At 59.2% G+C, this 15,932-nt stretch carries 11 protein-coding genes and 1 pseudogene; 6 read left to right on the top strand and 6 right to left on the bottom strand.

Annotated features, from left to right (window positions below):
- The first annotated feature begins 5 nt into the window (after positions 1-5).
- Complete coding sequence (locus CU048_15245) at positions 6-524, top strand: SRPBCC family protein (protein ID QBR72412.1); 519 nt, start codon at positions 6-8, stop codon at positions 522-524.
- A 53-nt stretch (positions 525-577) separates the two neighbouring features.
- Here the strand turns inward: CU048_15245 and CU048_15240 are convergent, their stop codons facing one another.
- A complete protein-coding gene (locus CU048_15240) occupies positions 578-3,550 on the bottom strand; it encodes a ribonuclease (protein ID QBR72411.1) in 2,973 nt (990 codons plus the stop codon).
- 832 nt (positions 3,551-4,382) lie between these two features.
- Here CU048_15240 and CU048_15235 point away from each other — a divergent pair.
- Positions 4,383-5,714, top strand: a complete 1,332-nt coding sequence (locus tag CU048_15235; protein QBR72410.1) for an N-acetylmuramoyl-L-alanine amidase — start codon at positions 4,383-4,385, stop codon at positions 5,712-5,714.
- Positions 5,715-6,064: 350 nt separating this feature from the next.
- Positions 6,065-8,485, top strand: a complete 2,421-nt coding sequence (locus tag CU048_15230) for a penicillin-binding protein (GenBank protein QBR72409.1) — start codon at positions 6,065-6,067, stop codon at positions 8,483-8,485.
- On the opposite strand, the pseudogene CU048_15225 reads toward CU048_15230, so the two are convergent.
- Both CU048_15225 and CU048_15220 read right to left on the bottom strand, forming a co-directional pair.
- Positions 8,483-8,575, bottom strand: a pseudogene (locus CU048_15225) (SAM-dependent methyltransferase). The gene CU048_15230 and the pseudogene CU048_15225 overlap by 3 nt on opposite strands.
- Positions 8,576-8,691: 116 nt before the next feature.
- Complete coding sequence (locus tag CU048_15220; GenBank protein ID QBR72408.1) at positions 8,692-9,681, bottom strand: AraC family transcriptional regulator; 990 nt, start codon at positions 9,679-9,681, stop codon at positions 8,692-8,694.
- Positions 9,682-9,832: 151 nt separating this feature from the next.
- Here CU048_15220 and CU048_15215 point away from each other — a divergent pair, with 151 nt between their 5' ends.
- Positions 9,833-10,135 carry a DUF4242 domain-containing protein gene (locus CU048_15215; protein QBR72973.1) on the top strand — a complete coding sequence of 101 codons (303 nt, stop codon included), beginning with the start codon at positions 9,833-9,835 and terminating at the stop codon, positions 10,133-10,135.
- 102 nt (positions 10,136-10,237) lie between these two features.
- The gene (locus tag CU048_15210) at positions 10,238-11,062 is read left to right on the top strand and encodes an SAM-dependent methyltransferase (protein ID QBR72407.1); all 825 of its coding nucleotides are present in this window, start codon (positions 10,238-10,240) and stop codon (positions 11,060-11,062) included.
- Positions 11,063-11,095: 33 nt separating this feature from the next.
- Here the strand turns inward: CU048_15210 and CU048_15205 are convergent, their stop codons facing one another.
- Both CU048_15205 and CU048_15200 read right to left on the bottom strand, forming a co-directional pair.
- Complete coding sequence (locus CU048_15205) at positions 11,096-12,118, bottom strand: aldo/keto reductase (protein ID QBR72406.1); 1,023 nt, start codon at positions 12,116-12,118, stop codon at positions 11,096-11,098.
- A 551-nt stretch (positions 12,119-12,669) separates the two neighbouring features.
- Positions 12,670-13,965, bottom strand: a complete 1,296-nt coding sequence (locus CU048_15200; protein ID QBR72405.1) for an MFS transporter — start codon at positions 13,963-13,965, stop codon at positions 12,670-12,672.
- A gap of 112 nt (positions 13,966-14,077) precedes the next feature.
- Between CU048_15200 and CU048_15195 the strand changes: the two genes are divergently transcribed.
- On the top strand, positions 14,078-14,803 hold the full coding sequence (locus tag CU048_15195) for a class I SAM-dependent methyltransferase (protein ID QBR72404.1): 726 nt from the start codon (positions 14,078-14,080) through the stop codon (positions 14,801-14,803).
- Positions 14,804-14,844: 41 nt separating this feature from the next.
- Here the strand turns inward: CU048_15195 and CU048_15190 are convergent, their stop codons facing one another.
- Positions 14,845-15,789 (bottom strand): LysR family transcriptional regulator, encoded by a 945-nt coding sequence (locus tag CU048_15190; GenBank protein QBR72403.1) that lies wholly within the window; start codon positions 15,787-15,789, stop codon positions 14,845-14,847.
- Positions 15,790-15,932: the final 143 nt, after the last annotated feature.

Genomic DNA, 15,932 nt, shown 5'->3' with positions numbered 1-15,932 from the left:
AAGCAATGATGGAAGGTCTCGCGCGCGGGATCAGGAACGGCACGATGCGAAGATGGTGGGTGCTAACCGCGTTTTTCTTACTTGCTTCCGCGAACGCTGTTTCGGCGGATCAAGTCATGGAAAGAATCGAGATCAATACCACACCCGATAAGGCCTGGTCCGCCATCGGCGATTTTTGCGGAATCAAAAATTGGCATCCCTCGATCGCCTCGTGCGAATTTCAAAACGCCATCACCGCCGACGTCCGTATTCTCACCACCAAGGAGGGCGGGAAGTTCGTCGAGCAAGCGACCTACTGGAACGATCAGACCCACGCCTATAGCTACCGAAATTTGCAAAGTCCTCTGCCCGTCGAGAACTACACCTCAACAATTCGGGTTCTGCCCATCGACAGCGGCAAGGTCAACATTGTCTGGATAAGCTCTTACAAGCCGATTGGCCCCGCAGCCAAGGCCAAAAGCCTTGTCTCGGAAACCTATTCCACGGGATTGAAGACTTTAAAGGGCCAGCTTGAATCCAGGTAGAGCAATCCTTGCGAAAGGACCCTCTCTGCCTGGATCGAAGTGCGCGCTGGCGGTTAACCGCGCCAGCTTGCTCTAGCCCGCTGCCACCAGCCAGAACGTTTCGGCCGGGACGGATCCTCTTGCTGCGATGAGTCTTTCACGCGCGGCGAAGGCTCGCCAGTTGCGAGCGCCACTTCGTGTTCCTGCGTCGCAGCGTTCTCGGAACCGCGAGCGGTTTCCCCGAAAGGCGTCCTTGACTCCTCTCCGGCGGAAACAGCCATCGCGGATTCCCGGCCTTGCGGTTCGGCAAGCGCCACGGCGTGCGGTTCAAACTGGGATTCGGGCGTCGCCGCAATCTCTTGAACAAAGCGTGGGCCGCGTGTCCGTGGTCCCCGACGATCGGGCCGTGGTCTTGCGGGCGGCGTCTCGTCTCCTTCCGCACTTGGTTCGGCACCCGTCATCGCGGCGTCCGATTCGGACGAGAACGCCAATGCCGGCGCTCCTGCCTCGGCTTCGCCAGTGCGGGATGCTTCGCGCGGCCCGCGCCCGCCGCGCCGAGAGCGCCGACGCCCGCCTTGATGGCGCGCCTCACGGTCATCGTCCGTTGCAGGCGGCAAGGCTTCGCCCTCCACCTCAATTTCGGCTGCGACTCCCGGAGTTGCGAGCCCTCCCATGTTGGCCATGACTTCCAGGGCATCGTCGGGGGGCTGCGGCGCGTTCGCGGCGATTCCCGAGACTTCGCGATCGCCACCCCGGCCACGCCTGCGCCTGCGCCTGCGCCTTTGCCGGACATCGGACTCGTTTTCACCGTCGCGACGCTCGCCACCCGTCTCCGGCCCCTCGCGAGCGACATCAGCGGATGCTTCGACCTCGTCCTCGCTCTCTGCGGCTACTGGGATCATGGGCTGCTGTGCCTCGCTTGGCACGGCGGAGACAAGCATCTCCTTGGCGACTGCCAGCTCGCCCCGTTCCAGCGTGTAATAATTCGCGCCCGTGAGCGTGTCATCGGCCGCGATTGTCACCGATACGCCGAACCGTTTTTCCAGTTCGCGCAAATGAGCGCGCTTCTGATTGAGAATGTAGAGCGCGACGACGGTTCTGGTTTTGACGATGATATCGTAGCTCGAACTCTTGATCAGAGAGTCCTCCAGAACCCGCAGGACATGCAGGGCGATCGAAGAGGTCGAGCGAACCATGCCGGCTCCGGCGCAATGCGGACAGGCGACCGTCGAGCCTTCGATGACGCCGGTGCGCATGCGTTGGCGCGACATTTCCAAGAGACCGAAATGCGACATCCGGCCAACCTGAATACGCGCCCGGTCATTCTTGAGCGCGTCTTTCAGGCGGCGCTCGACGGTGCGATTGTTCCGGTTCTCCTCCATATCGATGAAATCGATGACGATGAGCCCGGCTAAATCGCGCAGCCGCAGTTGCCGGCTGATCTCGTCGGCCGCTTCGAGGTTCGTCCGCAGCGCGGTGTCCTCGATGTTATGTTCGCGCGTCGACCGGCCCGAGTTGACGTCGATCGCAACCAGCGCCTCGGTTTGATTGATGACGATGTAGCCGCCGGACTTCAAAGTCACCTGGTTGGAGAACATGGCGTCCAGTTGCGCCTCGACGCCGGACTTCGCGAACATCGGTTGCGGGTCGCGATAAGGCTGAACGGTCTTGGCATGGCTCGGCATCAGCAAGCGCATGAATTCCTTGGCCTCGCGGTAGCCGTTATCGCCGGCGACAACGATTTCATCGATGTCCTTGTTGTAGAGATCGCGGATGGATCGCTTGATCAGCGAGCCTTCTTCATAAACCAGTGTCGGAGCGGTAGATTGCAAGGTGGTCTCGCGCACCGTCTCCCACATCCGAAGCAGATATTCGAAATCGCGCTTGACTTCAGCCTTGGTCCGCGCGGCGCCGGCGGTGCGCACGATCACGCCCATGCCTTCTGGCACCTCAAGCTCTTGAGCAATGGATTTCAGCCGCTGACGATCACCGGAATCGGTGATCTTCCGCGAGATACCGCCGCCCCGCGCCGTATTCGGCATCAGCACCGAATAGCGTCCGGCCAGCGACAAATAGGTTGTGAGCGCCGCGCCCTTATTTCCGCGCTCCTCCTTCACGACTTGGATGAGCAGAACTTGGCGGCGCTTGATGACTTCCTGGATTTTGTACTGCTTGCGGTGGCGATATTGATGGACCGGCACCTCCTCCATGGCATCGCCGCCGAGCTGTTCGATTTCGCCCGCGCCATCCTCGCCGGAGTCTTCCCCATCCCTGTCGTCATCGTCGGAATTCCGGCGTTCGCGCGACTGGGTCTCGGCCTCTTCCGATCTGCTCTCTGCGCTTTCGTCCGCAGCCGCCCTGGTAGGAGCTTCGTTGTCTTCCCCCGAGCCGCTCGCGGCAAATCCATTGGCCGGCGCTAGTTCAGAGGTCGCCACGGCTTCCTCCTCAAAGGAGTCCTGCCGCGCTGATGCAGGAAACTCTTGTTCAAACTCGACGGATCCGGACGAGGCAGTTTCGGGCTGATTTTCAGATTGATTTTCGGAGAAAGCCTCGCCCCGAGGCTCGCCCTCAAACGCCGACGCGTTCGATTGCTCGCTCTCCGTCTCCGGGCGCGCGGCGTTTTCGGATCCGACGTAGGGCTCGGACAAGGTTTCATCGTCGCCGCGGCGTTTTTCGGCCCGCTGACCTTCGCGATCTCCGCGTCTGAAACGGCGGCTGCGGCGCTGCGAGCGGGAGGCGTCGTCTTCCTCGTCGCGTTGAGCCCTCGCCTCTTCCTCCAGGAGAACCTGTCGATCGGCGACGGGAATCTGGTAATAATCGGGATGGATTTCCGAGAACGCGAGAAAACCGTGTCGATTGCCGCCGTAGTCGACGAATGCGGCCTGCAGCGACGGCTCAACCCTCATGACTTTGGCGAGATAGATATTTCCGCGAAGTTGCTTTTTGCTGGCGGATTCGAAATCGAATTCTTCAACCCGGTTACCGCGAAGGACGACAACCCTTGTTTCTTCGGGGTGAGATGAATCGATGAGCATTTTGTTGGGCATGTGAAACTCGTTTGGGCGCGACGCACGAACGGCCGGGGCCACCAGCCAAAGTCCGCAAGCCGGACTCAAGGGTTCGGCTCTGCAGGCACGCGGGCGCATCACGCAGTGGTTGGAAGGGGGAGTGAGGTGAAGAAAAATCGGAATGACAGCGAGAGCTGCCAACGGGCAGCCCCGCAACAGCCGCACGGCTAGTCGGGCGGACTGAGCCGGGGCGGCGGTGATGACGCGGGAACTTGGAAATCATACTCTTTAAAGAAGCGCGGCTGGCGAAAGCCTCAGGGAGGGACGAGCCCCCGTCCGGGCGCCTACCGAAAGCATTGTGCTTAACCACCGCTGAAAGACTCGTTGCGGGACGGACCATGCCCTTGTTACCTATCCGGAACGGCGCCCCTAATAAGGAAGCCATCCAAAAATGAGTCCAGGCCGTCATCAGTCCCGTAAAGCTCTGGTTTTCGTAGCGGTCGAACCCAATCCGCTCCAGCCGCCCAATCGCGACGCGCGCACCTGAAATAGAAATTACCAAAACCTTTATGTGAAAATAAGCTCCGGAAACGTAAAATCCTATAAAGGCGCCCGAGGACAAGAAATCTTCAAGCACGCATAAAGAATTATCTTTTATATGAGGTTTGTGAGCCATTTGGCAAGTTTTGCCTGAAACTGTGTCCGGGATGCGGCAGCGTTTGGGGTGAATTCCTGACATAATCATATCTTGTTAACTTCGTTGATCCAAAGACAGACAGCAGCGTTCAAGCGTCATCAACATGTCTCTGCAGGGGAAATCCGCGATCTCGGGCGGTTCGGCGGCGGCTCAAGGGTACGAAGGTAAATATCCATGTCAGCGGAGCGCGGTTTTTTTCGCAAAGCGGCCATTCCGAAGGGCCTTTGGGTCGTCCTCGGGAAAACGGCCCTTGCCGCCGCTTCGCTGACGCTGGCTCTGGCATCCGCCTCCGCAGAAAGCGAACAAAAGCACCCGGTGGCTGGGGCGGCGAGGATCGACCAAGGCGCGGACAAGGCCAAGCTCGTTTTCGATCTTACGGCGGAAGCGAAGGCAGAGGCTTTTGTTCTCGCCAATCCCGATCGGGTCATCATTGATCTTCCCCAGATCGATTTTGCGATCGATCCCGACATGGGTAAGCCGGCAAACTCCTCGCCGCGGCGAGCTGATCTCGTCGCCTCTTTCCGCTTCGGGCAGCTTGCCCCGGGGAAGTCCCGCATCGTCATTGATCTTAGCGCCCCTGCGCTGGTGGTCCGGGCGTCCTGCGAAAAAAGCCAGACGGACGACCATTCCCGCCTCGTCATCGAGCTGGCGAAAACCGACCGAGCGAATTTCCGGAACGCCGTCCAAGATGCGCGAGCAAAATTGGCGGCACTGGCTCAAAGCAATGCGACCCCAAATTCTGAACCGGCGTCGGCAAAGCCGGTCATCGTGATCGATCCGGGCCATGGCGGCATCGACCGCGGCGCCAGAGTCAAAGGTTTGGTGGAAAAGGAGCTGGTGTTCGATTTCGCAAAATCGCTTGCGGCGAAGCTCGAAGCCGACGGCCATGTGACCGTCGTCTTGACCCGTGACGGCGACAGTTTTGTAACGCTCTCCGAACGCGTCAAAATGGCCCGCGAACGCAACGCCGCACTCTTCCTGTCGATCCACGCCGATACATTGTCGGAGGCGGATGTCGCAGGCGCGACCGTTTATACAGTCTCCGACCGCGCCTCGGACGCGGAAGCCGCCCGCGTCGCCGAGAAAGAAAACGAATCCGACGCCGTGGCCGGCTTGGACAAGACCGAGGAGTCCGCCGGGGTATCCGATATTTTATTCGATTTGACGCGGCGGGAAACCCGCGCCTACAGCCATTTCTTTGCGCATACCTTGGTGAATTATTGGCGTGTCGCGGCTCGGCTCAACAAGAACCCACAGCGCTCCGCCGGATTCCGCGTTCTAAAGGCGCCCGACGTCCCTTCGGTGCTCTTGGAACTTGGATATCTTTCCAATCAGAAGGACGGCATGGCGCTCAATTCCGTGGAATGGCGCGAAAAAACGTCCGCGAAAGTCGCTGAAGCGGTCAAAGCATTTTTCTCGGCCCGTGAAACCGGCACTTCGGTGACCAAGGCCAATTCCGATCAGGCGCAGGCCGCCAAAATACCGGACGGCCAGACGCTCCACTGACTTTTTTCCTGCCGCTGAATGTTTGGCAGCGTGTGAAAACAAACAGCAGTCAAGCTGTATTTTACGCGCTCCCTTGCGAGCCGCCGGCATCAGGCCAATTTATTGCTGTGACGCCTTCGTTCAATAATTCTTGAGGGCGGGTTGAGTGCAACAAGTGTTCGCTGGACAAATTTTCAACACAAAAGCGCCGCACGGAGAATGCCTAGAGGCTGAATGTCCAAATATTTTGGCTTGTCGTGGCCTTACAAATGACCGACCGCGATTTTATTGACGCGTTGGTAACATTTGAGACCGCTGTTTTTTACTTTTTCGGCCGGTAACAGCTTCCGGAATTCAAGAGGCCTGTTTTCATGCGGCAGATTACCCGTTTTCTCGGTTTCATCTTTGCGACCTGCACCATCTTGTTCGTGATTGGGGCGTGCGTCGCGGGATTCGTGATCTGGAAATTCGAACGAGATTTGCCTGATTACACGACGCTCAAGGATTACGAGCCGCGCGTGATGACCAGGGTCCATGCCAGCGACGGTTCGCTTGTGGCCGAATATGCCCGCGAACGCCGACTTTATCTGCCAAGTGCCGCCATCCCCGCCCTTGTCAAGGATGCGTTCATCTCGGCCGAGGACAAGAATTTCTATTACCACGCCGGGATCGACCCCGAGGGCATTCTGCGTGCGGTGTTTGTGCTGCTTCAGGGCGACAAACATGTTCAGGGTGCCTCCACCATCACCCAGCAGGTGGCCAAGAATTTTTTGTTGACGAACGAACGATCCTTCGAGCGCAAAATCCGGGAAGCTCTGCTTTCTTTCCGTATCGAGGGCGCCTACTCCAAAGAGAAGATTCTTGAACTTTACCTCAACGAAATCTACCTCGGACTCGGCAATTACGGGGTCGCCGCCGCGGCGCTGAATTACTACGGCAAATCGGTTCATGAGCTGACGATCGCGCAAGCCGCCTATCTGGCCGCATTGCCGAAGGCCCCGAATAATTACCATCCGTTCCTGAAGCGCGAGCGGGCCATCGAACGGCGCAATTGGGTCATCGATCGGATGATCGAGAACGGCCATGTCCCACGCCAGGACGGCGAAAAGGCCAAGGCCGAGCCGCTTGGGGTTAACCCCCGGAGCCTGTCGCCAAATGATTTCGCCGCCGGCTTCTTCGCGGAGGAAGTCCGCCGCGAGCTTGGCGATCGGTACGGCGAAAAGAAGCTCTACGAGGGCGGCCTTTCGGTTCGAACCACCCTCGATCCCAAAATGCAGCTAATGGCAAGACGCTCCCTGGTCGATGGACTCGTGCGCTACGATGAAGCGCATGGCTTCCGTGGTCCGATGCGTCATATCGATGTCAGTCAGGATTGGGGCATTCCGCTCGCAGAAGTTCCAGCTCTTGGCGATGTCGCGCCGTGGCGCCTAGCCGTTGTTCTTGAGGCAAACGAAGCCGGGGCGCGGATTGGATTGCAGCCGCGCCGCGAAAAATCCGGCGAGATCGAGCGCGAGCGGGAATCCGGCACTCTTTCCACTTCGACGGGGCTGCATTGGACACGCGGCGCCGGATCGCGGGCCTCTCTGAGTCCGGGCGACGTGATCTATGCCGAGCCCGTCGATGGCAAGCCGCAACAATACAGGCTGCGTCAGATCCCGGAAATCAGCGGCGCGATCATGGTGATGGACCCCTATACGGGCCGCGTTTTTGCGATGATCGGCGGGTTCTCGTTCGACCAATCCGAGTTCAACCGGGCGACTCAGGCACAGCGCCAGCCCGGCTCGTCGTTCAAGCCTTTTGTGTATGCGACGGCGCTCGACAATGGTTATACGCCCTCTTCGATCATTCTCGACGCTCCGATTGAAATCGATCAAGGACCCGGTCTCGGCGTGTGGCGACCGGAAAACTTCGAAGGCAAGTCAGGCGGACCGCACACTTTGCGCTATGGCGTCGAGCATTCGATCAACCAGATGACGGTCCGGCTCGCACGCGACGTCGGCATGCCTCTCATCGCGGAATATGCCAAGCGGTTTGGTATCTATGATGACCTGCCGCCCTATCTCGCAATGTCGCTTGGGTCCGGCGAAACGACCTTGATGCGCATGACGACCGCCTATTCGATGCTTGCCAACGGCGGCAAGAGAATCAAGGCAACCTTGATCGACCGCATCCAGGACCGCTGGGGTCATACGATTTACCGGCATGACGAGCGCGTGTGCGAGGGTTGCGATGCACCGGCGTGGCAAAATCAAGAAGAGCCCCGATTGATCGACAAACGCGAGCAGGTCCTCGATCCGCTGACCGCCTATCAGATCACTTCGATCATGGAGGGCGTGATCCAGCGCGGCACCGGCCAGTCGATCAGGGATGTCGGCCGGCATCTCGCGGGCAAGACCGGGACGACGAACGAAGCCAAGGACCTCTGGTTCATCGGCTTTTCACCGGATCTCGCGGTCGGAGTTTTCATGGGCTATGACCAGCCGCGTTCGCTTGGGGATTCAGCGCAAGCCGCGCATTATACGGCTCCGATCTTCCGCGATTTCATGAAAACGGCGCTGGCGAAAAAGCCCGACATTCCGTTCCGGGCGCCGCCGGGCATCAAGTTGATCTGGGTCAACTCGAAGACCGGAATGCGGACCAGTGCGAGCACCGCTGGGGCGATCCAAGAAGCCTTTAAGCCGGGGACGGCACCGCCGGACTCCTATGCCATTGGCGATGCCTCGCCACAGGCGCAGACAGTCGATCACGATACGGATCGCTTGGTCGGAACCGGCACCGGGGGATTGTACTAGGGCGGAATGAGGAAAAGTGGAAACCGGTTTTCCGCCCGCATCTCGCTCTAAACTTTTGGAATCGATCACGATGATTTTGGATTGAGTCAATCCAAAATCATCGTGATCTAGGTTCGGCGAACAGCGCTGCGGACCAGGGCCTAAAAGCCAAAAGCGGACGCTTCGGAGAATGCCGCAAGATCTTGGGACCGATCACGCGGTCTAAATCATCGTCGGTCCGCATTCTGTCCGGGGTGTCGACGCCAAGCCGAGGGGGAGACCCCCACCATTTTCTTGAATGCACGGCTGAATGCCGCCTCGGATCCGTAGCCGACTTCGGCGGCCACGGTGGCGATATTGACGCCACCGTCGCTCAGAAGCCCCGAAGCTATTTGCATCCGCCATTTTGAGAGATAATGCATCGGCGGCATCCCAACGAAGTCGGCGAAACGTTCGGCCAGCACCGAACGGGAGAGGCCAACGCCTTTGGCGAGGTCCTCGATCGTCCAGTCGCGCGCCGGGCCCGCGTGCAACAAGGACAACGCCTTGCCGACAAAAGGATCGCGCAAACCGGCGAGCCACCCCGCCTGCTCCGGCGGCAGGACCTCCAGATAGCGGCGAACCACCTCGATGAACATCAACTCGCTCAGTCTGGCGAGGACACTTTCGCCGCCGGCGCGCTTGTCCGCGGACTCCGTCATCGCCAGACGGATGAGCTGGCCAAGCCAGCCTGCATCGCCGCCCTGAGGGTCTCCGACCTTGATGACCGGGGGCAAGTTGTCGAGAAGCGGATTGAACGGCCGCGCATCGCAGGCAAGGAAGCCGCACACTAACTTGGCGGAAGTCGGTCCATCGCCGCCGTAATTGATGAAGAACGGCAATTGGCCGCCCGTCGCAACGTCCAACGCTCCCGGTGCAGCCGGGACGGCGCGCATGCCGGGATTGCTCGCCAAAACATGCGGATCGCCTTTGGTGAAGACGATGACTTCGCCGGCTGCGACCTCGACCGGCGCTTCGCCGACGATATTGGCGAAGCAGCGGCCTTCGGTCACCACATGATAGGCGATCAAATGCTCGGCGCCCGGCAGGATCTTCGGCAGGATCATTTCCCGCGGCGGCGATTCCGCAACCCACGGTGCCTTGGCCACCACGTCAAAATAGGTCGCGCCGGTCAGCCGCACCGTTTTCAAGACATCAGAGAGCGCGTCAGCTGCCATTCGGTCTCCGCCCGACGCCCGAGCATGTGATTAGGTCGCCCGATCAAGAGACGTCAGAATTTCCGACGCTCTGTCAAGCAATACCGACGGCCAATCATTCGCGCTCACCACGTCAATGTCTAGGATGCGACCTCCAAATCGGGAGAAAGATATGGATCTATATGTTATTCGCCGCCCAAGCGCATGGGCGGACTTGCAGGAACTCGAAGCCGCAGGTGCCAAATCGGCCAAGGTCGGGAACGAGGAACTGCCCGACCGCGTCCGCTGGATCCGCAGCTATGTGGTCAATGAGCCGGACGGCCGGCTCGGAACATTCTGCATCTACCAGGCGCAGGACCCTGAATCGATCCGCGAGCATGCCCGACGTGTTGGCATGCCGGCCGACCAGATTTTCCCGGTCGTCACAACCGTCCTTATCCGCGACGACCCAGCCGAGGTCGGCGCCGCGGCCTGAACTGCCGAACCAGCGCCGACGGCATATTAAACAAAGAGGGGAGCCAGAGCTGCTCGCTTCGATCCCTCAACCGCCTCACATTCAGCAAGTAGGAACAGAACAATGAGCCTTCAAACAGCCACCCCTGCTCGCATTGATTTCTCTACGATCAAGAGCCGCCAGCAGGCCGCCTGGAGCTCCGGGGACTACGCCATCGTGGGCACGACGCTGCAGATCGTCGGCGAGATGCTTTGCGAGGCCGTCGATCTCCGCAGCAACCAGCGCGTTCTCGATGTTGCCGCCGGCAATGGCAATGCAACACTCGCCGCCGCCCGCCGCTTCGCCGATGTCGTCTCGACGGATTACGTCGGCGCACTGCTTGACAGTGGGCGCAAGCGTGCCGCGGCCGAACGCCTGCCGGTGATCTTCCAGGAAGCTGATGCGGAAGCCCTTCCCTTCGAAGATGCCAGCTTCGATGTGGTCCTCTCCACCTTCGGCGTGATGTTCACGCCAAATCACGAGCAGGCCGCACAGGAACTGAGCCGCGTTTGCCGCCCCGGCGGAAAAATCGGATTGGCCAATTGGACGCCGGACAGCTTCATCGGCAATTTATTCAAGACCATCGGCAAATATGTACCGCCGGCACCCGGCATGAAATCGCCGGCGCTATGGGGTAGCAAGCCGCATCTTAATGCTTTGTTCGGACGGGAGCCGACGATTGCCGCGGAGAACAGGAATTTTGTCTTCCGCTACAAGTCGCCTCAGCATTGGGTGGAAATCTTCCGCAATTGTTATGGCCCCATTGTGAAGACCTTCGCGGCGCTCGATCCCGAGGCACGCAATGCGCTTGTGGCCGATCTCTATGCCTTACTCGACAAATTCAATGCCGCGGAGGATGGGACGCTGGTCGTCCCCGGCGAATATCTACAAGTGGTCATCACCAAATGAGGCCGTTGGCGGATTAGCGTGTCCTGGGCCGTGTCAACGAGGTTCGTTCAACATGGGAAAGCCCAGCTGGTGCCAAGTCGGATAGGAGGCCGGCACATCGCTGGCCTCATCAAGTTTGGCAATCTGTTCGCCGGTCAGCTTCCAGCCCAAGGCGCCGATGTTTTGGAGAAGTTGTTCCTCATTGCGCGCACCGATGATGATGCTCGAGACGGTCGGCTGCTGAAGCAACCAGTTGAGCGCTACTTGCGGAATGGTCTTGCCGGCCTCTTGGGCGACCGCGTCGAGCGTATCGACGATACGAAAGAGCCGCTCATCCTCGTAATGGGGGCCGGTCCCCGCGATATCATGCGCGCGCGTCCCTGGCTTCGGCGGTTGATCCCGGCGGATCTTGCCCGTGAGCTTACCCCAGCCAAGCGGGCTCCAAATCACAGCCCCAACTCCTTGATCGCGGCCGAGCGGCATCAGCTCCCATTCATAGTCGCGATTGAGCAGCGAGTAATAGACCTGATGGGCCACATAGCGCGGATAGCCATAGCGGTCCGACACAGCGAGCGATTTCATCAGATGCCACCCTGAAAAGTTGGAGCAGCCGATGTAGCGAACCTTCCCCTCGCGCAGGATTTGGTCGAGCGTTGCCAGCGTCTCCTCGACGGGCGTGTTATTGTCTTGCCCATGCAACTGGAGCAGATCAATGTAATCGACCGCCAGCCGCTTGAGCGATTGGTCAATCGCCTTCAAAAGATGCTGACGCGAGGAACCGAAATCATTGGGCCCGTCGCCGGTCGGGAACGTCACTTTCGTGGAAATCAGCAATCGGTCCCGCTTGCCCTTGATCGCCTGTCCCAAAATTTGTTCGGCCAAGCCATCCGAATAGACATCAGCCGTATCAAACATCGCCACGCCATGATCGAGACAGATATCGATAAGGCGGGCGGCGGCAGCGGAATCCGTCGAGCCCCATGCCTTGAAGAAATCATTGCCGCCGCCGAAAGTCGCAGTGCCAAAGCTGAGAGCTGGCACCCGAAGACCAGAATGTCCCAGGCGGCGATAGTCCATGCGAATTCCTTCCAACTGATGCTCTCGCCAGCTCGACCAACCCCTGGCGAGGGGTCATTGCCGAGCGGCAATGGCGAATGACTCCTAGAGCCGCGAAATGACATTTCCAACACGAGATACGCAGCAAGGCTTGAGCATGGGATGTTCGGCTCAGCGTTCCATGGCCGCAAACTCACGGCTGCACACCACTTTCGGGTAGAGCGACCCGAGTGGACGCGGATCGCCCGCGGCAGCGGTCTGAAAAACCAGGCCCGGATGCGTACATTCCAGTTCGGTCGCGGCGCGCCTGACCACATCGGTCGCAGTCGCAGGTGTACAAGCGTTGGGGCTCAAGGTCGCAGCGCAGGTGAGGAGCCAGAGTGTAAACATCGAGCGATCCCGCCATGGTCCAGTCTTTGACCTGAACTCAAGTTCGCATTTTTTGTTCCAGGCGCTTCATCCACTGCACGGCTTTGGGCGAGATTGGGACATTTGGCCAATCTCAGCTGGTGGGTTCGCGCCTTAGCGCTGCAAATCCGCTGCGCCTCCGCATACAGCCAGCCCTTCTATTTTCAGCGGTTCACAAGCCGCGCGGGCAGGAAGGCAATCACCAGGAAGCCTCCTAGAAAAAGCATTGACGCAATCAGATACATGCCGCTGTCCGTGCTTTTAGTCAGTTCCTTGATCCAGCCGACCGCGAAAGGGCTTAAAAACCCTGCAAGATTTCCGATCGAATTGATGAAAGCAATTCCGGCTGCAGCCGTGGTGCCGACGAGAAATGCGGTTGGCAAGCTCCAGAAAAGCGGCAAGGTCGTAAGGATACCCAAGGACGCCAGCGAAAGGGCGACCATCGCGAGCGCCGTGTGATCCTTGAGCAGGACACCAAGGATGAGCCCCGCGGCGCCCAGCCCGGCTGGGACAGCGATGTGCCATCGGCGTTCGCGACGATAGTCGGCGCTCTTGCCGACCAAGACCATGCCGACGGCGCCGGCCGCGTAGGGAACAGCGGTCAGGACTCCCACCTCGAAGGCGCTTTTGACGCCCATTCCCGAGATGATCGTCGGCAGCCAGAAGCCGATCCCGTATAGCCCTGCGACGAAGCAGAAATAGATTGCTCCGGTTAGCCAGACTCGCGGGTCGACCAGCGCTGCAAGGACTGAACCCTCCTTCTTGTGCCCCGCATCGCGCGCGATGGCTTCGGAAAGAATGTTCTTCTCCTGGGCACTTAGCCAAGTCGCATCCGCAATATTATCGTCCAGAAAAGCGAGTACGAAAATCCCCAGCAGCACCGCGGGGATGCCCTCAAGCAGGTAGAGCCATTGCCATCCGGCCCAGCCATACGCGCTATCGAAATATTCCAGGATCCAGCCGGAAATAGCGCTCCCGAGCACACCCGATACAGCGACGGCGGTCATGAACAGCGCGGTGATGCGGCCGCGCCGCTCGGCCGGATACCAGTAGGTGAGATAGAGGATGATCCCGGGGAAAAACCCGGCTTCGGCAGCTCCAAGCAAGAACCGAAGCACATAGAAACTGGTCGATCCGCTCACCCAGCTCATCGCCGACGAGATGAGCCCCCAGCTGATCATGATGCGGGCGATCCCATATCTGGCGCCGATCCGATGAAGGACGACATTGCTCGGCACTTCGAAGATGAAATAACCGATGAAAAAGATCCCTGCGCCTAGCCCATAAACCGTATCACTGAGCTTGAGGTCGCCGAGCATTTGTAGCTTGGCAAAACTAACATTAACCCGATCGAGATAGGCTATAAAATAGCAAAGAAACAGCAAGGGAATGAGGCGCTTGGTCACCTTCGCGTAGGCCGCTTCTCGGAGCGTGCGTTCGTCGGGATTTGAAACTTCCATCTTGTCCTTTCGAACATAGTTGCTGGCTCATTCATAAAGAGCTGGATGAGACAGTTGAGAATCTGTGCTATGGGCGACGACTTGGGTCGGCTCAAACCACTACGGCTTTCGGATGTCAGAACATTCTGCCACGGCGTTTTTCGATAGTTGGCGCACTTATGGCAAGGTGATTTCCGCCAATTATATGCACCATAGGGAAATCCAGGCCGATATCGAACGTGTCTTGCGGGCGCAATTTTCCGACCGGCCGTTTTCATTCCTTGATTTGGGATGCGGAGATGCCGCCACCTTGGCGCCCGTGCTGGCGCACATGCAGCTTCAACGTTACACCGGCGTGGACCTTTCAGAGTCAGCCCTGGCTCTGGCCACGGAAAATCTGAAAACCTTGGGTTGTCAGGTTGAGCTGGAATGCCGCGATGTCCTGGCTGCCCTTGGGACCGAGACCCGCCGCTTTGATGTGGTTTATACCAGCTATGCCCTGCATCATTTATCCGCGGATCAGAAGGGGGAGTTTTTCCGCCGCGTTGCGCTGAGACTGGCGAAGGACGGGATCATGCTGGTCACCGACGTCATGCGGGAAGAGAACGAAAGCCTGCCGATCTACGTGGAGCGCTATTGCCATTGGCTGCGCCAAGATTGGAACGCTTTAGACGCGGAAGAGAAGAGCTCGCTGTGCGATCACATCCTCAACAACGACCGGCCCGAGACCTTTTCTGATCTACGAGCCCTGGCCCAGGCTGCGGGTTTGGGCGCCACGACCGCCGTGGCCCGGTATGGCTGGCATCGCGTAGTGTGTTTCCGCCCCGCTGGCGAACCGGCATCGCATCAAGGTCAATGATGACGCATTGAGTTGGAGTGGGTCTGACAAAAGCGCTTCGCTCATGGGCTCTCAGCATGCCGATGGCCGTCGCTCGTCGAAGTACCCTGAGAGTGCTTTGCGCCATGCAGCAGGGAAAGAAACGCTTTAGGCGCATCATCGGCCGGCGGGGATCCTTCCTTGCCTCCGGCCAAATAGGCAACGACCAGTTCCCAGCAAATTTCCGGCTCCGCCAGTTGAGCGATCCCGAGCGACGGCCGGCGCGCCTCGGCGATGGCCTCGGGAAGAAGGGCGATGCCGAGGCCACGGCTGACCAATTCCAAAAGCGTCTCGAGGTCGCTGACCTCGAAGGCAATGTGGCGTTCGATCCCGGCCTCGCTAAATCCGCGGTCGGCCAGCTTCCGGGTTCCCCAATCCGGTTCGAAATCGACGAAGGACTCGCCCTTCAGCGCAGCAAACGGCACATCGATACGCCCAGCCAGGGCGTGCTCCGGCGTGCAGGCCACCACGAGAGCCTCGCAGGCAATCATCTCGGTCTCGACGCCTGTTGGCGACTCGCCCAAAGGCAGGAACGCAAGATCAAGCTGGCCGCTCCTGACCTTGTCGAGAACATGCGACGAACTACCCTGAGATAACCGCACCTCGATGTCGGGATATTGGGTGTGGAACATTTCGATCAGCGGCGGCAGATCGAGGAAAGCGGGAAGGCTTTGCACCGTGCCGATGCTGAGGGTCCCGGAACGCAGGCCCCGAAGGGCGTTGACCGCCTCGCGAGCGTTCTGAACGGCGTCTAGCGCGGCCCTCGCCTTGTCGAGAAACACCCGCCCGGCCGTGGTCAGGCGCACCTGCCGCGTGCTGCGGACCAGCAGCTTGGCGTCGAGCTCCGCCTCCAGCAAACGAACGGAATTGGAAAGCGCGGATTGGACAATATTTACGCGCTGGGCGGCCCGGGTGAAATGTTTCTCCTCGGCGACCGCGACAAAGTGCTGGAGTTGCCGAAGTTCCATAAAGAGCTTACTCATCGAAATTCAAGATGAATATCATCTATATTATCTATTTGAATGATAAGCAAGGATTGCCCATATTGCGCGGCAGATAAGGAGAACCCTCATGGTCAAAAGCAACGCTCAGCGCAGCGCGGGCCTGCCGA

Source organism: Beijerinckiaceae bacterium (assembly GCA_004564215.1).
Lineage (GTDB): Bacteria > Pseudomonadota > Alphaproteobacteria > Rhizobiales > Beijerinckiaceae > Methylocapsa.
The sequence above is the reverse complement of the archived record's forward strand: the minus strand, read 5'-3'. Positions and strand labels throughout refer to the sequence as shown.